Source organism: Defluviitoga tunisiensis (assembly GCF_000953715.1).
Classification (GTDB): domain Bacteria; phylum Thermotogota; class Thermotogae; order Petrotogales; family Petrotogaceae; genus Defluviitoga; species Defluviitoga tunisiensis.
In genome coordinates this window covers 1987689-2008805 of sequence record NZ_LN824141.1, presented here as the reverse complement: position 1 = coordinate 2008805, position 21117 = coordinate 1987689, and the positions used below count along the sequence as shown (strand labels likewise).

Below are 21117 nucleotides of genomic sequence, written 5' to 3'. Positions count from 1 at the left end.
TATTTGGTAAGATTTTGAAGTCAATTCGAAATGTTTAAAGGGTGAAATACCCTTGTATTTTTTAGATTTTAGGATTTGGGAGGCATGATAGATGTGATGGATAATCTTTTAAATATTATATCAAAAGAAGACCCAAGAAAACTATTAAAGTCTACTTTTGAAGAAATATCAAGTCGTTTAAAATACAAATTAAGAAAAGAGAATTTGGTATTTATTTATGAAGCAAAGAGAGAAATTTTAAGATCTTTAGCTTCTACTGTTTCGAATATTAGTCAGATTAGGATTCATTTATCAAATGAAGACGAATTAAAAAAACAGCTTATTTCTGGCCAAAAGGTTTTTTTGAAGATAACATCAAAAAATATTGATACCAGTGATGCTGAGATCGAAGAAGTGTCTCTTTATTTATACCCCATTGTTTTAAACGACAAGTTGATTGGTGCGGTAGGTTTTTTCGAGGATCCTACCGATGAGCAGCTATTAAAAGAAGAACTATATTATTTTTCGATACTCATTGATTTGGTTTTGGAAACCTTAAAGATTCAAGAATTAAAAGAAAAAATATCTTTGATGGTACAATTAACAAACGTTTTGGAAGAGATCACCGAAGAAAATGTTTTAATTAATAATGTGTTACATTTAATAAAAAATTCTTTGCATGCAGAGTGCCTTGCATATTGGAAATATGAAGATAATAAATTAGTGTTGAATTGTTTTACAGGTTTAGAAGATAGCAAAGTAAGATTTAAAACACTAGATGTTGAGAATTCATTGGAAGGCAGAACGATAAAGGAAAAAAGTAGTTTTTTTTTGATTGGAAGAGAGAATTTTGAAAATTATCCTTTGGCTTTTGATATAGATTTGAAATCTTCAATTCATGCTATAGTTGAGCAAAATAATGAAATTTATGGTGTATTAAGTGCTTACAACAGAGAAGAAGGTTTTGATTATAGAACATATAAAAATTTTGATGAAACTGATTTTAGTGTATTAAACGATTCCGCAAAAAGGTTGGCTTTTTCTTTTCATAGAATAAAGCTATACAGAAAACTTCAAGATGAGGTTAGTAAACTTACTAGTTTAAAAGAAAGTCATGAAAAACTTATAGAGATGCAAAAAGAATATCTTGATAGAATGAATAGCTTAGATAAAATATCTCAAGCAGTAAGGTCTGTTTACGATAAAAATCTGGCAATAAAAATAATGTTATTAGGTTTAACATCTGGCAGAGGATTAAAATTCAATAGGGCTCTTTATTTAGAAAAAGATAGTGTTCGGGGTTTGTTGATTCCAAAGTTATGGGTTGGTCCAGATGAAGATCAAGACGCCAATGAGGTATGGAAAGAGGCTAATATAAGGGCTATAAAATATGGAAGTCTAACGCAATATCTAAAAGAAGAAGGTATAAGACTTCCTAGCAATAATAAACTTACATTGACAGTCCAAAATAAAGTTTTAGCATATAAAGGCCATCCTATTTTAGAAAGAGTTGTTGAGAAAAAACAAGTGATTCATGTTGTTCCTCAAATGTTAGAGATAAAATGGGAGGATCTAGAAGACATTTATGATATTGTAAGAACAGAGGAATTTCTAATTTTTCCCATTACAGGTATGTTGGAAACCAAAGGTGTTATTATAGTAGACAATAAAATTACAAGAAAGCCTGTTACCACAATGGATATTGAAATTGTTAAGTTATTTAAAGATAATGTTGGTTTAGCTATTGAAATGATTGAAAATTATCAGGAGCTAAGCCAAAAAACAAAGAGATTAGAAGAGCAAAAAGATTTAATGGATTATTATAGACGTTTTAAAGATAATATTTTACAGAATTTACCAGTCGCTATAATAGTTGTGGATCGTGGAGGAAAAATTACTGAATGGAATAAAAAGGCAGAAAATATTTTTTCAAGACCTAGAGAAAACGTTATGGGAACTTCTATTGCTGATTTAGTAAGTGTTTTTGGAGATGATATAATAGAAATAATACAAAAAGTGTATCATTCAAGAAACTACTTGAAACTTCAAAATTACAAGCTTTATTTATCTAATGAAGAAAGAACTTTTGATATTCAATTTTCGCCTTTAAGAAATGAGGAATTAGGTGTAGTTGAAGGGATTATTATAGTTTTTGATGATGTAACTGAACTATATAATTTACAAAAAGAAATGGAAAAAAGAGAGAAATTGGCTACGATGGGCGAGATGGCGGCAAAGATTGCCCATGAAATTAGGAATCCGCTTACAGTTATAGGAGGTTTTTTAAACAGGCTTAATAAAAAAGCAGGAGATAATGAATACGTTCAAAAGTATACTAAAATAATAGGTGAAGAGTTGTATCGTCTAGAAAATATTGTAAATGAAATCCTTGAATATACTCGTGGAGTTAAGTTAATGCAGGTTGAAGAAATTGATTTGATAGAAATTATTAGAGAAGTATTACTTATGTACGAAGATTTTATCAAACAAAAAGATATTATGTTAAATATTGAGTGGTTGAATGAGAGGGTCTTTGTTAAGGCTGATAGAGACAAGATAAAACAAGTTCTTATAAATCTTATTAAAAATTCAATAGAAGTTGTTGATGAGAATGGTAAAATTGATATTAAAGTTGGTAAAGAAGATGGGAAAGCTTTTTTTGAAATATCGAATAATGGAGCACCAATTTCAGCTGAGGTCAAAGATAAATTATTCACACCTTTTTTCACTACTAAGAGTGACGGTACAGGATTAGGATTAGCAATATGTAAAAAGATCATTGAAGAAGAACATAAAGGTAAAATATTTTTAGTAAAATCTGATGAAACAGGTACTTCTTTTAGGTTTGAGATACCTTTGGTCCATAGCAATTAATAATGTTAACCAAAGTTATAAAAAACACATAAATACTTTAGTATTTTGATTACTATATAATTTTAAAGAATTTTTGGAGAATAAAGAAAAGAAAAAAGTGGAGGGATAAAATTGTCAAAGATATTAGTTGTAGATGATGAAGAAAATATAAGGACTTTAATAAAAGAAGAATTGGAAGACGCTGGATATGAAGTTTTTTGTGCGCCAAATGCTAAAAAGGCATTAGAAATACTAGATAATAATAAAGATATAGAAATTATTTGTACAGATATAGAGATGCCTGATGTCAACGGTTTAGAGTTAGCGGCAGAAATTAGAAAGAAGTATTCTAATAAAAAAATCATATTTCTTACGGCTTATTCACATTATAAAAGTGAAATGGCTTCATGGGCTGCAGATGCATATGTAGTTAAGTCTATGGATTTAACAGAATTAATAGACACAATAAAAAACTTAATAAAAATCAAATAAAAAATTTGGAGGTGCACATTTTGAATTATAAAGATACAATAAACCTTCCTAAAACAGATTTTAAGATGAAGGCCAATTTAAAATCATTGGAACCAACTATTCTGGAAAAATGGGAAGATATAGATGTAGCTAATTACTTAATGGAAAATAGAAAGGATGCCGAAAAATATATATTGCATGATGGACCACCTTATGCAAATGGTGATATACATTTAGGAACTGCCTTAAACAAAGTTTTAAAGGATATTGTAATAAAATATAAAACTCTACGAGGATATAATTCTCCATATGTTCCTGGTTGGGATACTCATGGTCTTCCAATAGAACATAGTGTGACAACAAAGTTAGGTGACAAAGCTAAGGAACTAGATAAATTAGAAATAAGAAAAATATGTGAAGAATTTGCAATGAAATATGTTGATATTCAAAAAGAAAGCTTTAAAAGACTTGGTGTTATAGGTTTTTGGGAAGATCCATATTTGACTTTGAAACCTGAGTATGAGGCGAAAGTTTTAGAAGTTCTTAAAAGTTTGGTAGAAACAGGAAATGTTTATAGAGGGAAAAAACCTATATATTGGTGTACGGAATGTGAAACTGCTTTAGCAGAAGCAGAAGTAGAATATCATGATCATAAATCTGATTCTATATATGTAAAATTTCCGATGAAAGAAGAGAAGGATACATATATAGTAATATGGACTACCACGCCTTGGACTTTACCAGCCAATGTTGCTATTGCGGTGCATCCTGATTTTGAGTATGCAAAAGTTAAAGTTGATGGAGAATATTGGATATTAGCTAAAGAATTAATTACTAAAACATTAGAACAAACACATATACAACAATATAACATAATAGAAACGTTCAAAGGTCAAAAGTTAGAAGGAAAAAAGGCCGTTCATCCCTTTATGAATAGAGATAGTTTAATTGTTCTAGCAGATTATGTAACTTTGGATGAAGGTACCGGTTGCGTACATACAGCACCAGGACATGGAGTTGATGACTATAAAACAGGTTTAAAATATAATCTCCCAATAATTTCTCCTGTAGATGATAGAGGTTACTTTACGAAGGAAGCTGGCAAATATGCAGGATTGAAAATATGGGATGCAAATGAGGTCATAATAAGTGACTTAAAAGAATCTAACTTTCTTTTAGCTTCTGGTAAGATGGTTCATTCTTATCCACATTGTTGGAGATGTAAAAATCCTATTATTTTTAGAGCTACAGAACAGTGGTTTATCGATTTAGAGAAAAATAATTATAGAGAAAAAGTATTAGAACAAATTAAACAGGTTAATTGGATACCAAAATGGGGAGAAAATAGAATCACTTCAATGGTTAAGGAAAGGCCAGATTGGGTGATTTCAAGGCAAAGAGCTTGGGGTATACCGATTCCTGCTGTTAGATGTGAACAATGTGGCGATTTAATTTTAAGTGTAGAAACCTTAGACAGTGTTATTGATATAGTTAGAAATTATGGAAGTAATGCTTGGTTTGAAAAAGACATAAAAGATTTATTGCCTAAGAATTTTGTCTGCCCAAAATGTGGCGGTTCTATTTTTTCTAAACAAGAAGATATATTAGATGTATGGATAGATTCTGGCTCATCTTTTGAAGCAGTTGTGAATACAAGAGAGGAATTGAAAAAATTTCCTGCTGATTTATATCTTGAAGGAAGCGACCAACACAGAGGTTGGTTTCAAAGTTCGATTTTTTTGTCGGTAGCAAAACACGGTAAGGCCCCATATAAAGCAGTTTTAACTCATGGATTTATTAAAGATGAGGATGGACGTAAAATGTCTAAATCACTTGGTAATGTTATTAATCCAAGGGATGTAATAGATAAATATGGTGCAGATATATTAAGATTATGGGTTGCTTCATCAGATTATACTATGGATATAAAGATTTCAGATAATATATTACAGCAACAAGTTGAAATATATAGAAAATTAAGGAATACCTTAAGATTTTTATTAGGTAATATTTATGACTTTGATCCCCAAAAAGATTGTGTTGAATATGAAGAGATGTACGAAATTGATAAATGGGCAATGTTAAAACTACACAAACTTATTAAGGATGTTACTGCTGCATACGATAATTATGAATTTTATAAAGTACATTATTTGATTAATAACTTTTGTACTATTGATATGAGCTCCATTTATTTAGATATAATTAAGGACAGAATTTATGTAGAAGGTAAAAAATCTAAATTAAGAAGGTCCGCACAAACAGTCCTGTATGAAGCGCTAATTGCTCTTACTAAAATGATGGCACCAATTATTTCATTTACTGCAGAAGAAGTTTATGATTATCTTCCAACTAGTGAGAAAAAATATAAAACAGTTTTTGTTGAGCAATGGCCTGAATATAATGAAAAATATTTAGAACCTAAATTAGAAGAAAAGTGGGAGGTTATATTATCTCTTAGAGAAGATGTACTTAAAGCCCTAGAAGAGAAAAGAAAAGAAAAACTTATAGGGAACTCACTAGATGCAAAGGTTATTTTAGATATTCATGACCAGGACTTAAAGAAATTCTTAACAGATTTTGATGAAAGTTTTTTGGCAGATATTTTTATTGTATCTCAATGTGAGATAGGTTCTGTTGATGAGGGTTTTGATGGGAAGAAAGCCAAAATAAAAATAGTTCAAGCCATCGGTAAAAAATGTGAAAGATGTTGGAAGATAGATCCTCAAACTGGAAAAGACGAAAAGTATCCGGACGTTTGTCCAAGGTGTGCCAAAGTTTTAAGGGCTGAAGAATACTGAGGTTTTCTTCGGTTTAAACTGGGGGTGAGTTATGAGACTTTTTGTGGGTAAAAAAGAAGAAAAGGTTAAAGATCTTGTTTTTAAACATTTGGATAAAATTCAAGAAGGATTAGATGTATTTCAAGAGGTTCTCGAGTTATATTTAACTAACCAATATGAAGAAATGATGGAGAAGGTTCAAAAAGTATCTTTACTTGAAAATCAAGCAGATATCTTGCGAAGAAAATCAATAAGTGTTATGTATGAAGGCGCATTTTTGCCTAATTTGAGAGGGGAGCTATTAGCTTTAATAGAAAGTGTAGATAAAGTTATGAATAAGATTCAAAGTGTATCTGAGAGTCTTGATTTTCAAAGGCCTAAAATTCCAGAAGAGTTCAAAGAGGATATATTAAAGCAAAATCAATATGTTAGGGAAACTTATAAACACTTAAAAAGTTCTATAGAATCTTTGTTTTTAAACATAGAAAAGACGAACGAAGATATATTAAAAGTCGAGGAATTCGAACATAAAGAAGATGTTTTAGAAAAAAGTATGATTAAGAAGTTATTTTCTATGGGCAATTTAGAATTAGCAGAAAAGCTTGAATTAAGAGACATATTTTCTCAGATAGGAGATATAGCTGATAGAGCAGAAGATGCTTCTGATAGAGTGTCAGTGATTGTTTTAAAAAGAAAAGTTAAATAAAATATGCCGCAAGTATTACTCGCGGCATATTTTATTATTTTAAAAAATATTAACTCAATATTAACTTCCGCTTCCCATTAGGCTATTGAGAAGGAACGAAATACCAGTAGATACTACAACGGCTATAATAATATCCACAAAGTTTATTCCTCCACCTTTTCCAGCGCTTTCTGCGACTTTTCTTACATTACTAACTTCTTGAGTTAAATCAGAAACGTTCTTTTGTACGGCTTGAACTTGAGAGTCTAATTTTGATATATTTTGAGCATTAGCGTTGACTTTTGTATTTAATTGTTGGGTATCAGTTTTGAGTTGAGCTACATCAGTTGCATCAGCTTTAGTATTTATTTTTGTGTTAAGGTTGCTAACTAAAGCGTTTAATTTCTCTACTTCTTGGTTTGTTTTTGCAAGAGAATTTTGAACCTCTGAAACTTTTTTAACCTCTTCTTGGAGTTGAGAAGTTGTTAAAGAGAGATTTTGATAGTTACTATTCAAACTAGTTACACTAGTTTGTAATTGAGAAACTTTTGTGTTTAGGGAGTCAATATCACTCTTGCTAACAGTGGAAGTAGGAACCGTCAAATTATCAATTTTTCTTTCTAATTCAGTTATCTTAGTTGTAGTGTAACCTAGTAATTCATAAGAATTTTGAAGCTCTTTAACAGAATTGTCTAACCTAGTAACTGAGCTTTGAAGATTCGATACGTTACTTGAAATAGAATCTAACCTACTTTGAATCTGTTGTAATTCTGCACTAGAAACCCCTTGAGGAACAGACAATGAATTTACCTTTTTCTCCAAGTTAGATAAATTTTGAGCCAATGGAGAAACTACCGACTGATTTATATAGTCTATAGTTCTTGAAAGAGCTACCGTAAGCTGATATCTGTTCATGTTTTCTAAACCTTTAAAGGTACCATCGGGATATCCCTCAATAATGCCAATTTTTGAAAGCCTTTCTACTGCGTCATAAGCCCAATGGTTAATGGGTACATCCTTAAAAGTCTGTGAGAATACTCCTACTGTTAAAATAATCACGAAAAACAAAATCCCTACCTTTTTCACAGCAACACCTCCTGGTTTTTATAATGTTATTAGTAATTTACTAGTTTTATTTTACCACAAAAAATGGTAAAATAAAATGAATAATTAGAGGAGGTGTTATTTTTGTTTCAACAAAGAACACACACTTGTGGACAACTTACAAAAGAAGATACTGGTAAAAAAGTAGTACTAAATGGATGGGTTGATAGAATAAGAAATTTAGGTGGATTAATATTTGTTCTTGTGAGAGATAGATATGGTAAAACACAGGTTGTTTTTGACCCTAATGATAACAAAGAAGTATATGAGAGATCATTAGAATTAAAAAACGAATTTGTAGTTTCAATCACAGGAGTGGTAAGAACAAGACCTGAAAAAGATATTAATTTAGGTATGAAGACAGGTGAAATAGAAGTTCTAGCGACTCAATTAGAAATTATATCTGAATCTGAAGTACCGCCTATATATATCAATAAGGACGAAGATGTTTCAGAAAATCTTAGGTTGAAATATAGATATTTAGACTTAAGAAAAGAAAAGATGCAGAAAAATCTCATTATAAGGCATCAAGTTATGAAAGCAACGAGAGATTATCTATCATCACAAAATTTTCTAGAGATAGAAACCCCTTATCTTACCAAATCAACACCAGAAGGTGCAAGAGATTTTTTAGTTCCTTCAAGATTAAAACCTGGAACATTTTATGCCTTGCCTCAATCGCCACAACTATTTAAACAGTTGCTTATGGTAGCAGGGTTTGATAGATATTTTCAAATTGCGCGTTGCTTTAGAGACGAGGATTTTAGGGCAGATAGGCAGCCTGAATTTACACAAATTGATATAGAAGCTTCTTTTATTAAAAGAGAAGATATATTTAATGTGACTGAACAATTGATAAAAGACATTTTTCAAAAAACTATAAATGAGAAAATAGTAGTTCCTTTTAGAAGATATACATATGACGATGTAATGAATAAGTACGGGTCAGATAAACCTGATACCAGATATGGCATGGAGTTTATTGAATTGAGTAATTACTTTGAAGAAACTGAAGCTAAGTTTATAAAAGAAGAATTAGCAAATGGTTCTGTATTAAAAGGTTTCATTATACCAGAAAAAGCAGAAAACTTTGCAAGAAGCAAGTTTGACGAACTTGTTGAATATGTAAAAAGCTTAGGAAGTTCTGGAATGATATGGATATCTCTTACTAACTCTGGAGATATTAGATCAAACATTAAAAAGATAGCAGAAAGAGAAATAAGAAAACTAATAGAAAATGATATAATTAAAAAGAATAGTGTTATGTTAATGATACTAGGAGAGAATAGCAAAGTTAATCAAATATTAGGTCAATTAAGAAATAAAATAATAAAACAAGAATTTGAGAAAAAATCAGGTTTTGATTTTTTGTGGGTAATCGATTTTCCAATGTTTTCTTGGAGTGAAGAGGAACAAAGAATTATGGCTGAGCATCATCCATTTACAATGCCTAATCTAGAAGATTTTAAAAAATTTAAAGATATCGATCCTCTAAAAATAAAGTCTCAGTCTTATGATTTAGTTATTAATGGATATGAAATAGCAAGCGGTAGTATTAGAATTCACGACAGAACCATTCAAAAAGAAGTATTTGAAGTTTTGGGATTGTCTGAAAATGAAATCGAAGAAAAGTTTGGTTTTTTAATAGAGGCATTTAAGTATGGCGCACCTCCCCATGGCGGAATTGCAGTAGGGATGGATAGATTAGTTAGTGTTCTTGTTGGAGAAGATTCAATAAAAGAAGTGATTGCCTTTCCAAAGACAGCTTCTGGTTCAGATCCGATGACAGGTGCACCTTCTCCTGTTTCAAAAAAACAACTAGATGAGTTGAACCTAATTTTATTGAATGAATTAACCAACAAGGAAGAATAAATATGAATAGTTGGGATAAAAATGGCTTGTAAGAATCATACTATAAAGATTGCTATTGATGGACCTGCAGGTTCAGGAAAATCTACCATTGCTCAAAAGATTGCAGATCTTTTAGGAATCTTCTATTTAAATAGTGGAGCATTATACAGAATTATAGGTTATTATTTAGATAACCAACAGATCAATCCTGAAGATTCTAAAACTATCATGAATAAGATAGATGATATAGAAATTGTAATTAAAAATAACAAATATTATTTAAATGGGGAAGATGTTTCAGACAAGATAAAAAATGCAAAGTCAGGGATGCTCGCCTCCATTTACTCAAAAAATGCTGCTGTCAGAGAAAAAGTGAACCATCTGATAAAAGAAATATCGAAAAAAAACAGTGTTGTAGTAGATGGAAGAGATATTGGCACTGAAGTATTACCTAATAGTGATATAAAAATTTTTTTAACAGCTTCCTTGGAAGAGAGAGCTAGAAGAAGATGGAAAGAATTGAAAGAAAGAGGAGAAAATGTATCATATCAAGATATTTTAAAGGAAATAGAAGAAAGAGATAAAGCTGATTCAACAAGAAATATTTCTCCTTTGCGGCCTGCAGAAGATGCTATTATTATTGATACTACTAATAAAACTATAGAAGATGTTATTCAAGAAATAGTTAATATTTTGAAGGAGAAAGGTTTATATGGAAATACTTGTAGCTAAGAGAATTGGCTTTTGCTTTGGGGTGTCGAGGGCAATTCAAGAGGTAAAGACAATTTTAGAACAATATAAAGAAGTTTATATATATGGAGAATTGGTTCATAATAATGAAGTAATGAATGAACTAAAAGAACTTCGAGCAAAAGTAATAAACAGCCTTGAAGAAATTCCTCAAGATGCAAATTCTAAAATAATTGTTATAAGGGCTCATGGAATAACAGAAAAAGAAAAAATTGTCCTAGAAAATAATTTTTTGAAAGTGATAGATATGACTTGTCCTATAGTAAAAAATCTTGTCAGTTTAGTAAGGCAAAAACAGAAAGAAGGCTATTATTCTATATTGTTTGGAAAAGCAGATCATCCAGAGGTTAGAGGACTAAAAGGAAATGTTGATGAAAAGAGCCTTTTAATAACGGAAAAACCACTAAATATTACATTTAAAAAAGTGCTAATTGTTTCACAAACAACTATGGGAGAAGACAGTTTTAAAGATTTTATAGCTGATACCATAAAGATAAACTCATTTAAAGAAATTCTTGTTAAAAATACCATATGCACCGAGACTCTAATAAGAGAAAAAGAAACGTTAGAATTATCAAAAAAATGTGATCTAATGTTAGTAATAGGGGGAAAACAAAGTTCCAATACCAAAAAGTTGTATAATTTAGCAAAAGAGCGTTGTAAAAGGACTTTTTATATAGAAAGATATGAGGAACTTGAACAAATTGAAATATATCCATCTGATGTTATAGGTATTGTAACTGGTTCCTCAACCCCTATAGTTGAGTTAGAAAGAGTTGTAAATTACTTAAAAAGTTTATAATTTACGATAGATGTTGGGAAAATCTGAATGCAAGGAGGATATTAAGATGGAAAAGCAGAGTTTTGAAGAGTTAATGGAAGATCTTGAAATAATTGAATTGAAGAAAGGGAGAATTTTTGAAGGAAAAGTTTTTGAAATAGATAACGATGGCATATGGGTAGCATTGGAAGGTTCTCCAGGAGATGTTTTTGTAACCCAAGACGAACTACTTAGATCCAAAAGAGACTACAAAATTGGCGACTTAATAACCATTAAGATTACCAAAGTTAATGATGCTGAAGGTTTGCATTTGGCATCCGAAAAGAAAGCTGTTTGGCAAAAATTGTTCAATGACATAAAAGAGGGAGAAAATTACAAAGCTGTTTTTAAAGAGAGGGTTAAAAACGGTTATACTGTTTTAATAGAAGGAGTTGTAAAGGCTTTTCTTCCTGGTTCTCTTTCTTTGTTGAAAATATATGAAGATATGCCTTCTGAAGAAGTTGGTGTAAAAGTAATATCAAAAAAAGGAAGAAATATAGTCGTATCAAGAAAAGATTATATTGAAGAGAAAATAGAAGTTTTTTTTGGTAATTACAAGAAAGGGATGTTAGTTGAAGGTATAGTTGAAGAAGTAAAAGATTTTGGTGCCTTTGTAAGGTTGTCTGATTATGTTACAGCATTTTTACCTAAAAATGAGGTAAGTTGGAACAGTAGAATGGATCTAAAAGAATTTTTAAAAATTGGGAAAAAAATAAAGGCTATAATAGTTGATATTGATGAAAAAGACAAAAAAATTAATCTTTCAATTAAACAGTTGAAAGATGATCCTTGGGAAACAATAGAGGTTAAATACCCTATTGATAGTGTTGTAAATGGGACTGTTACAAAAATATTTCCGTTTGGATTTACTGTAGAAATTGAAGAAGGAATAGAAGGGTTAGTTCATGAATCGCAAATTTTTTGGGGACGTCGTGGAAGAATTGAAGATGTCGTAAAGGTTGGAGATGTAGTTAAAGTTAAAGTGTTAGATATAGATAAAGAAAACAGAAAGATGAATTTAAGTTACAAGCTGGCAATGGGAGATCCATGGGAAAATATTGAGGAAAAATATAATGAGGGAATAGTTGTTAAAGGAACTGTAGAAAAAATCTTAGAAAATGGGGCTATAATCAAGTTAGAGGAAGGAGTAACTGGATTTTTGCATGTTTCTGAGCTTTCATGGAATTTTATTGATAATATAAGCAACTATCTGAAAGAAGGTAGCAATGTCAAGGTTAAAATATTAAGTGTTGATAAAGATAATAGAAAAATGAGATTATCTATAAGAAAAGCGTTAGAAAATCCTTGGAAAAAAGTAATTAGAGAAGTCCAGCCAGGCGATATAGTAAAGGGAAAAATTGCTAAATTTGTAGACAAAGGTGCTATTGTTCTCGTTGATAAACATAACGTTGAAGCTTATCTTCCATCAAGCAAAGCATCGTTTGATTCAAAAAACGTTAGAGAGATATTTGAAATTGGTGAAGAAGTTGAAGTTAAGGTTTTAGAAATCAACCTTGAAAATGAAAATAAGAGAGGAAACATGGTTGTCAGTGCTGTAAATCTCGAAAATTTTGAAGGAAAAGAAGCAGAAGATATATTAAAAGATTTAGAAAAATAGTGTTTTATAAAATTTATAAACTTCTAATTTATAAAAATATCTAGATTTTTAAGGTACTTTAAAAGAAAAAATACTTAGTATTTAAATGAAATCTATATTCTTTGAATTAAAAGAATAGATAAAAGTATGTGATGAGGTGTAAAGACGTGATTAAACCAAAAGTATTAATAGTAGGTAAGGCTAATGTTGGAAAATCCACTTTGTTTAACAGAATTATTGGTGAAAAAAAATCTATTGTTCATGATTTGCCAGGGGTAACTAGAGATTTTGTATATGGTGAAACTGAATGGGATGGTGTATCCTTTACGGTTATTGATACATGTGGTATTTTTGAAAATGCTCAAAGTTATATAGAAGAAAAACAAAAATCACTTATTTTTCAAAGTAGGGAAGAGGCTGCTTTGATACTCTTTGTAGTTGATGGTCGAAATGGTCTAACATCAGAAGATTTCTATATAGCAGATAATTTAAAAAGATATAGTAATAAAGTTATTTTAGTTGCAAATAAGGCTGAGAACTATGACAAATTTGAAATTGAAGTAAAACCTGAATTATATTCTTTAGGGTTTGGTGATATTATTCCGGTATCTGCAGAACATAATCGAAATATTACCGAACTTTTAGATGAAATAGTGAATTTTTTAGTAAAACACGAACTTACTTCATTTATTGAAGATGCTGAACAAACATCAGAAGAAATAATAAAAGTTGCGATTGTTGGTAGACCAAATGTAGGGAAATCCTCATTATTTAATTCTATAATTGGTATAGAAAGAGCTTTAGTATCAGAAATTCCAGGTACTACAAGAGATTCCATAGATTATGAAGTTGAAATAGAAGGCCAAAAATTTAGTTTTATAGATACTGCTGGTTTAAGAAAAAAAAGTACTGTTTCATACGGTAGCATAGAAATGTTTTCTATTTCAAGATCGATAAGAGCTATAGAACGATCAGATGTGGTTGTTTTGGTTGTGGATGCACTTGAAGGAATAACCAGACAAGATAAAAGTATTATAGGATTAGCAGAAGATAGGGGTAAAGCTAGCGTTATTGTTTTTAATAAATGGGATTTAGTAAAAAACAAACAACAAAAAAAAGAAGAATTTCTTTCTAGCATTGATAAAGAATTCTTTTTTGTAAATTATAGTCCGATAGTGTTTACGTCCGCAGCAAAAAAATGGGGTATAGATGAGCTTATAGCCTCAATTGAGGAAGCTAATAGATCAAGGAACAAAAGAATACAAACAAGTCTATTAAACGCAGCTTTAGAGAGATATATTATGGCATCACCTCCCCCTATAAAAAAAGGTAAAAGAATTAAATTTTATTACGCTGCACAAGTTGGGATAAGACCACCTGTGTTTGTATTTTATACAAATTTACCAAATGATGTACCAAAGTATTATCAGCAAGGATTAAGAAATATGATAAGAAATTATGTAGATCCTTTTATAGGTTCTCCAATATTTTTGAAATTTAAAGAGTCAAAACCTTCGAGAAAAAAATCAGATATAAAAGGTAAAATACAATCGTCAAAAAAGTAAATATTGCTAGAGGTTAATTATGTAGAATAAATTGAATATCCTAACTTTAGATATAAATGTTGAAAACATCAAAAAACACAGTCATTTTTAGGTAGTTTTGAGGAGAAATTCTTAATAGAATGATGTTTTAGATATTGGTCAATTACCCACCGCCCCTAGAGGCGGGGGCTTGTAGAAATACAAGCTCGGTTGATTAGCCTATGTCATTAGCTTTTGCTAATGATTAGTTATAGCAGAATATATAGTCACCGTGGGATGCTCCACAAGTCCCATGCTCTGAGGGTAATGGTTAAACATCTCTGAGGGGTAGGAGAAGTGCTGTTACCATTAAACCTGCTATAACATTGGCGATGTGGACCTACAGGCTTCGGCCTGACTTACCTTGATGGAGGTAAATTGTATGGAATGAAGCCTGTTCAAAAACCATTAAAGGACGCAACATTTATGTCTACTATAAGATGGAAATTGGTCAATGCGCTGATGTGTGACTACACTTACGGTTATATTACAAAATCCAAAAGAGTAAGTCTTGGTTTGGAAAAGACACATTATAACGATGCATTTTGCATAGCAGGTGGAATTAATCAACAGAGAATAGAACCTATCTATTTTGAGCAAATTAGGAGAAACAATCGTTCACTCGAAAAGTTCTATGATGCAAAATATGTTGATATAAGAGATAAGTCTATTAAAACAGGACAAGAGCTTTTCTGTGGTAGAAGGACACGGAACAAAAACTTAAATGAAGAAAATCTTCATAAGTATCGTGGAGCTAAAAAATCAAAAGGCAGAAGAAATATTCGTAAGCAAAGATACGCTTATCAGCCTAAAGATATCGTTATCTTTGAGAGCAAAAAATATTCAGTTCAAGGTGTACAGAACAAAGGTAAATATATTAAGCTAATGGAAATGTCTAAGCCAGTTAAAACAGATTTAGTTAAGCCCTATATGTTTAGGAAAGGATTTAGTGTGTTTTATAACTGCAATTCATCACCCACTTACAGAAGTGGGAGTCTTCTTGCAGGAAAATGATAAATTTCAGAATGTTGAAGATAAGTACATTTAAACAAAGGGTAGAGGGAGGGAATCCATGAAAATATTTTTTTTGATAATAAGTTATTTGTGTGGATCTTTGCCTTTTAGTTTTATAGTACCTTGGTTAAAAGGAGTTGATATAAGAAAAGTTGGTAGTGGAAATGTAGGAGGGACAAATGTATTAAGAGCTTTAGGCCCTAAGTATGGAGCTATTTGTATTTCTTTGGATTTTTTGAAATCGTTTGTTCCGGTATTCGTTGCAAGGATGATTTTTGGAATTAATTCATGGATTCCTTATCTATGTTTAATTTTTGCTGTTTTAGGGCACAATTACTCCATATTTTTAAAATTTAAAGGTGGAAAAGGTGTTTCTTCGACATTAGGAGGATATTTCGCTTTAAGACCTTTATTGGGTATAATATTTCTGATAGTATGGTTTCCTGTAGAATTAGCCACCAAATATGTATCTTTAGCTTCTCTACTAGGAATGCTTATTTCAGCTATTATGGGTTTTTTCATAGATGTAAAAGCTGGCATTACTTTTCTTATACTATTTGTATTTAGTGCATATAAACATAGAACTAATATCAAAAGGTTAATTGAAGGAACGGAAAATAAAACCGATTTTCTTTCCTTGATAAAGAAAGGACATATGAAAAGTGAATGATTTAATGTGAAGAGATTATTGACAATTATTTTAGTTTTATCTGCATTAGTAATGGGTTTTTCTCAGGAACTATTAAAAAGTGAATTAGAATCAAGAAAACTTTTCAAAGAAAGTTTGAATTTGCTTTTTGAAGGAAATAAATATGAAGCTAGAATAAAATTAAACGAAGCAATGGCTGGAGAAATATACATAACTGATATTCCAAGGTTATGGTATTATGCTGCCAAGTTAGATTTACAATTAGGCATGATTGATAGAGCTCTTCAAGACTTGGAAAATGCACTTTTGTTTTCTACAGTCAACGAGGAGGCGAAAACTTTAAAAAATTTCATAGAAAATATGAGAAATTTTTCTATATCGAATTATGCAACCCCAACCTTTTCCAATTTGCATGGATTTTTTGGGGTTAAAAATTCGTTCGAAAAGTTTTATAATCCGGTTGATGTTGAGATATTAAATTCAAACCTTTATATCTTAGATTGTCAAAATCATTTAATATACAAAACAGATACTACTAATGAAAAATGGATTAATTTAGATAAAACGATTAATTATTATTCTATTAACTCAGATAAAAATTTGAATAGGTTGTATCTAGGTTCAAATAAAGGAATATATTATTTTGAAAGTTATTCTCCTATAATAAGAAAAGAAAAAAAGGAGATCGATGAAGTTCTAACAAAAGAAAGTACCTATACGACTTCTGAACAGGAAAATCAGATTAAAGCTTTAATTGAAGGGTTTCCATTTATAATTTATGCAATTGATAATGCAGGGAGAATTATAGGGTATGATCCTTATAACAACGAAATAAAAGTTATTGGATTTAAAGGACAGATACTTCAGCAAAAAAAGTTTGACGATTCATATATATTTACTGATGGAGTCCTTTGGAGAAATAGCTTGTATTTACTAGAATATTCAAGTTCATCTATTTTTCATCTTGATATATTAAAAAATGAAGTTGTAGAGATAATTAAATTACCTTCTAAAACGTACTTATCTATATCGTGTTTACCTTGGAACAAACTAATGCTATCTTCGATAGAAGATGGGTTAGAGATTTTGAATAATAGCCACGAATCTGAGGTAGAATTAATGAAAATAAGTGAATACACCAAAGATGACGAGTTTGATGAATTTAAAGGACGAGTTAAGATTAAAAGTGGAGTAATGATCATAACAGATTATAAAGACAACGAAGTTACTATGCAAAGGCTAAATTCACAAGGAAAGTATGACCTATATCTCCTAAATTTATATGGTTTGAATTACAATGAAAGCGATAGAAAAGTTACAGCTAAGTTAAATGTCATAGATGTATCAGGTGAAAAAATGGAGTTTTTGTCCAAGAATATATTAGTAATGGATATGGGTGCAAGAGTACCATTTCAATATATCAGGAGTTATATAATTCCTGATGTTTATTATTATGATATAAACGAATTATTTGAAATACATATTCCCCAAATCAACACAGATTCCAATATAATAACCCATGGAGAAATAACTTTTAAATTGACTCCTGAAAAAAGTATACCTTTCATACTTTCAAGTAGCTCACTATATTATTTAACCGATGAAAAAAGCATAAATAAAGACATAGAGAATCTTGCATATCTAAGCGGGGGAGCGATAATAAACGATGAATATGAAAGTTACCTGAATGAATATCTAAATTTCTCATATAAAGTAGTTGATTATTTTGAATATTCCTTATTTCCACCTATAGTTTCGGGTATTAATTCAACAACAATTACTTTATTACTAGAAGACAATTTATTGGTTGATACACTTTTCTATTATACTGAGGGGATAGATAATGAATAAAAATGAGGCTTTTTATATCAATAAAAGTGGAAATGACCTAATAGAGACAGGTCAGTATGAAAAGGCTTTAAATTATTATTTAAGGGCGATTGAAATCATGCCAGAAGAACCTATTTTTTATCATAATTTAGGGGTATGTTTATTACTTAATAGTGATTATAAAAATGCATCAAAATATTTCAAATTAGGCATAGAAAAAGGATTATCCTTGGATGAAACATATCTTTATTTAGCAGAGAGTCTGTATGAATCCAACAACTATGATGAATTGATAACAATAAAAGAACCAGAGTCAGAACAAATGAGGTATCATGTTTTGCTTCTAAAAAGCAAATCCGCTTTGAAAACAAACAATAAACAGTTAGCAAAAAAGTATTTAGATAGCATAAAAATTATGGGTTATGACTCTCAAGAAATAAATCTGATAGAGAAGATGGTTGGATTATAAAAATTGATTAATAAGATAAAAAATAGGTTTTTGATTTTGAGAGGATTAATAGCGTAGCTTTCTCTAATTAGGTAGATATATACCAAAATGTTAGGAATTTTACGCTTTGATGGAATTTAAGTTTTAGGATATCTCAAATGACTAAAATTTAATTATGGAGGAGGAAAAAATGAGTAAACAGAAATTTTTATTATTCACGTTGTTTGTTGTGTTGTCGTTGATTTCCTTTTCGTATAACGTTAGGATAGGAGATACATTAGGAGTTTGGGTTTTAGGTTATCCAGAATACTCAATTTCTGAATTAATCGTAGGTCCAGAAGGTGAAATAACCGTTCCTCCTCTAGGAAGGTTAAAAGCTGAGGGAAAAACCTTGGATCAGCTGGAACAAGAGGTTTCAACCAAGATGCAGAGTTATATAAAAGCTAACAAGGTCACAATTGGAGTGGTAAAATACGCACCTTTTCCTGTAACTGTCATAGGAAACACGAAAATCAACGGAGTAATTGATATAAAAAGCGAAAAAATAAGACTGTCAGATCTAATTGGTCAAGTAGGCGGTTTTCAAGATACAAATAAGTCTTCATTTGCAATAATAAAAACACCAGATGGAAAAGAGCAAAAAGTCAATATTGAATGGCTTAAAAGTGGTAACAAAGGAGAAGATCCATATATTCAATCAGGTTCTTTTGTTTTATTTCCATATGATTATACAAATAAGATTACCATATTTTCAGACTTTGGAACTTCCTCTATAGATTATTATGACGGGATGAGTTTAAAATCAGTTATTTCAACAATGAACGTATCAGTTAATAAGATATCATCGAAGATTATTGTTATTAGAGATTCTCAAATTAAGGAGGTTAATTTTGAAAATATTCTTAAATCAGAGGACTTCTTTTTAGAACCTGGGGATACCATTATTGTTCCATTAAATCATGCTAATAAAGTACTTGTATTTTCGGATTTTGGAACTGCCTCTTTGGACTATTTTGAAGGAATGGGAATAAAATCAGCTATTGCATTATTAAATTCTGCTGCGAACATAAATATACCTTTAAATCAGGTCAATGATACAATAAATGTTGTTAGGGACTCACAAGTATTTAGTTTATCGTTAAATGAAATTACAAACGGAAAAGAATTTAAACTACTTCCTGGTGATACTGTTATAATAAATAAATTTTTGAGCTATGTTTATCTGAACTCAGATGAGGTATCAAAACAGGTAGACTTTGAGAAACATGAAAACATGAATGTAAGAACTTTGTTATTAAAGGTAGGTATTAATGAAGAATTCGTTGAAGAAGTAAAAATTAATGATATTAAAAGTAATTTAGATGCACAGATTAAAAATGGAGATTTTATTAGCATCAAGACAAAGAAAAATTATGTATATTTAACAGGTGCATTTAATCAAACAGGTAAAATAAGTTTTTTACCAAACGAGAATATAACTCTAGACAAAGTTTTAGGGTTAGGACATGGATTTACAAATGATTTCTCTGGTGAATTAGTAATGATAGATACTCTTGGTACAGCTAAAGTTATAAAGGTCGATACTAAAGACTTAAGCAGCTTAAAAGATATTTTTGTTCAACCGGGATCAACTATAATAGCTAATTCTATGGAAAGAATTGCTTATATATTCGGAGATATTTCGGGAAGTGTTGATTATTCATTAGGAGATTCACTATATGAACTATTATTACCTTTCAATCTTAGTGATGCTTATGAGATAAGGTATCAAATTGCTAATAAGGCAGGAAATGTAGATGCCTCTGATTATAATGCTTTAAAATCTATTCCATTAGAAGGCAAGGTATTTATAGAAATTTACAAAAAGTCTTCAAATGAGGTTATAGTCTACAAAAGCGGGGAAACGAAAGTAATTACAGACAATATAGTTCGAATAATAGATGTATTTTCTTCTGTTAATGGATTTACTCCTGTAGATAAAGGAGTAATACAAATATATAAAAACGGAAAACTAATAGAAAGCCTTGATTCTACAGATATATTAAATAATTTAACAAAAGAAGTTCCAAAAGGTTCTTATGTTATAATTCAACCAGATTTAGAGGGTTCATATATAGCCGTTTTAGGTAATGTTGATCCTAAGAGTATTAGAACGGATATTCCTATCAGTTTGGTTGAGATTCTTTCAAGTTCTAAAATTGATTGGAAAAATCAAGAAAATGCAATAATTTATACAGAGGAAAACGAAGAAATTGTGGTAAATCTAGGCAATATTGACAACCTGAGAAACGTATTAGTCAAACCCGGTTCGATTGTGTATGTTCCACCATCAGAAGAACAAGTAGTATATGTTTTTGGAGAAGTAACAAGGCCAGGTTTGGTTACATATAATTCAGGTATGACGGTCTTAGATGCCATACTTAAAGCTGGAAATACTACCAAATCAGCTCAACCATCAACAGTATATTTGTTTAAAGATGGTCCAGAAAATCCACCAATTACGCTTGATTTATCTGGTATAATAAAGGCAGCACCTATAAAAACATCAATGAATCCAGAAATTAAACCAAAAGATATAATATATGTACCTAAAAATGCGATAACAAATATTGTTGAAGTTATGACTACCGTTCAATTTTTTATGGGTTTTGTTGATACAGGAGTAGATGTTTTTGAAAATGTTAAAGGATTGTTTTAAGAACA

The 21117-nt window shown here is 30.4% G+C and carries 15 protein-coding genes; 14 read left to right on the top strand and 1 reads right to left on the bottom strand.

Annotation, left to right across the window (positions count from 1 at the left end; translation table 11 throughout):
* Positions 1-84: 84 nt before the first annotated feature.
* The 4 genes from DTL3_RS09135 to DTL3_RS09120 all read left to right on the top strand — a co-directional run bounded on the left by DTL3_RS09135 (position 85) and on the right by DTL3_RS09120 (position 6789).
* The gene (locus DTL3_RS09135) at positions 85-2853 is read left to right on the top strand and encodes an ATP-binding protein (RefSeq protein ID WP_084217285.1); all 2769 of its coding nucleotides are present in this window, start codon (positions 85-87) and stop codon (positions 2851-2853) included.
* Between the two features lie 111 nt (positions 2854-2964).
* Positions 2965-3324, top strand: coding sequence for a response regulator (locus tag DTL3_RS09130; protein WP_045088444.1), 360 nt, complete (start codon positions 2965-2967; stop codon positions 3322-3324).
* Positions 3325-3344: 20 nt separating this feature from the next.
* Positions 3345-6104: an isoleucine--tRNA ligase gene (gene ileS / locus DTL3_RS09125; RefSeq protein ID WP_045088443.1), complete on the top strand. Its 2760-nt coding sequence runs from the start codon at positions 3345-3347 to the stop codon at positions 6102-6104.
* A gap of 31 nt (positions 6105-6135) precedes the next feature.
* Positions 6136-6789 (top strand): TIGR00153 family protein, encoded by a 654-nt coding sequence (locus DTL3_RS09120; protein ID WP_045088442.1) that lies wholly within the window; start codon positions 6136-6138, stop codon positions 6787-6789.
* Positions 6790-6849: 60 nt separating this feature from the next.
* On the opposite strand, the gene DTL3_RS09115 is transcribed toward DTL3_RS09120, so the two are convergent.
* Positions 6850-7854 carry an S-layer homology domain-containing protein gene (locus DTL3_RS09115; protein ID WP_045088441.1) on the bottom strand — a complete coding sequence of 335 codons (1005 nt, stop codon included), beginning with the start codon at positions 7852-7854 and terminating at the stop codon, positions 6850-6852.
* Between the two features lie 102 nt (positions 7855-7956).
* On the opposite strand from DTL3_RS09115, the gene aspS reads away from it, so the two are divergent.
* The 10 genes from aspS (at position 7957) to DTL3_RS09065 (ending at position 21112) form a co-directional block, all read left to right on the top strand.
* The gene (gene aspS / locus DTL3_RS09110) at positions 7957-9744 is read left to right on the top strand and encodes an aspartate--tRNA ligase (RefSeq protein ID WP_045088440.1); all 1788 of its coding nucleotides are present in this window, start codon (positions 7957-7959) and stop codon (positions 9742-9744) included.
* 21 nt (positions 9745-9765) lie between these two features.
* On the top strand, positions 9766-10455 hold the full coding sequence (gene cmk / locus DTL3_RS09105) for a (d)CMP kinase (protein WP_045088439.1): 690 nt from the start codon (positions 9766-9768) through the stop codon (positions 10453-10455).
* Positions 10436-11275: a 4-hydroxy-3-methylbut-2-enyl diphosphate reductase gene (ispH, locus tag DTL3_RS09100; RefSeq protein ID WP_045088438.1), complete on the top strand. Its 840-nt coding sequence runs from the start codon at positions 10436-10438 to the stop codon at positions 11273-11275. Before cmk ends, ispH begins: the two co-directional genes overlap by 20 nt.
* Before the next feature lie 46 nt (positions 11276-11321).
* Positions 11322-12911, top strand: coding sequence for a S1 RNA-binding domain-containing protein (locus DTL3_RS09095; RefSeq protein ID WP_045088437.1), 1590 nt, complete (start codon positions 11322-11324; stop codon positions 12909-12911).
* A 149-nt stretch (positions 12912-13060) separates the two neighbouring features.
* Entirely contained in the window at positions 13061-14455 is a 1395-nt protein-coding gene (der, locus tag DTL3_RS09090; protein ID WP_407919247.1) for a ribosome biogenesis GTPase Der, read from the top strand.
* A 405-nt stretch (positions 14456-14860) separates the two neighbouring features.
* A complete protein-coding gene (locus DTL3_RS09085; RefSeq protein WP_144403519.1) occupies positions 14861-15487 on the top strand; it encodes a hypothetical protein in 627 nt (208 codons plus the stop codon).
* Positions 15488-15545: 58 nt separating this feature from the next.
* A complete protein-coding gene (plsY, locus tag DTL3_RS09080) occupies positions 15546-16157 on the top strand; it encodes a glycerol-3-phosphate 1-O-acyltransferase PlsY (RefSeq protein ID WP_045088435.1) in 612 nt (203 codons plus the stop codon).
* A gap of 6 nt (positions 16158-16163) precedes the next feature.
* On the top strand, positions 16164-17987 hold the full coding sequence (locus DTL3_RS09075; RefSeq protein ID WP_144403518.1) for a hypothetical protein: 1824 nt from the start codon (positions 16164-16166) through the stop codon (positions 17985-17987).
* Positions 17980-18435, top strand: coding sequence for a tetratricopeptide repeat protein (locus tag DTL3_RS09070; RefSeq protein WP_045088433.1), 456 nt, complete (start codon positions 17980-17982; stop codon positions 18433-18435). The genes DTL3_RS09075 and DTL3_RS09070 overlap by 8 nt, the downstream gene beginning before the upstream one ends.
* Before the next feature lie 169 nt (positions 18436-18604).
* Positions 18605-21112: a polysaccharide biosynthesis/export family protein gene (locus DTL3_RS09065; protein ID WP_045088432.1), complete on the top strand. Its 2508-nt coding sequence runs from the start codon at positions 18605-18607 to the stop codon at positions 21110-21112.
* Positions 21113-21117: the final 5 nt, after the last annotated feature.

Bases quoted from the DNA above. Each gene is read 5' to 3' on its own strand.
- DTL3_RS09135 (WP_084217285.1), top strand. From the start codon at position 85: ATGATAGATGTGATGGATAATCTTTTAAATATTATATCAAAAGAAGAC.
- DTL3_RS09120 (WP_045088442.1), top strand. From the start codon at position 6,136: ATGAGACTTTTTGTGGGTAAAAAAGAAGAAAAGGTTAAAGATCTTGTT.
- cmk (WP_045088439.1), top strand. From the start codon at position 9,766: ATGGCTTGTAAGAATCATACTATAAAGATTGCTATTGATGGACCTGCA.
- ispH (WP_045088438.1), top strand. From the start codon at position 10,436: ATGGAAATACTTGTAGCTAAGAGAATTGGCTTTTGCTTTGGGGTGTCG.
- DTL3_RS09095 (WP_045088437.1), top strand. From the start codon at position 11,322: ATGGAAAAGCAGAGTTTTGAAGAGTTAATGGAAGATCTTGAAATAATT.
- DTL3_RS09085 (WP_144403519.1), top strand. From the start codon at position 14,861: ATGAAGCCTGTTCAAAAACCATTAAAGGACGCAACATTTATGTCTACT.
- plsY (WP_045088435.1), top strand. From the start codon at position 15,546: ATGAAAATATTTTTTTTGATAATAAGTTATTTGTGTGGATCTTTGCCT.
- DTL3_RS09070 (WP_045088433.1), top strand. From the start codon at position 17,980: ATGAATAAAAATGAGGCTTTTTATATCAATAAAAGTGGAAATGACCTA.
- DTL3_RS09065 (WP_045088432.1), top strand. From the start codon at position 18,605: ATGAGTAAACAGAAATTTTTATTATTCACGTTGTTTGTTGTGTTGTCG.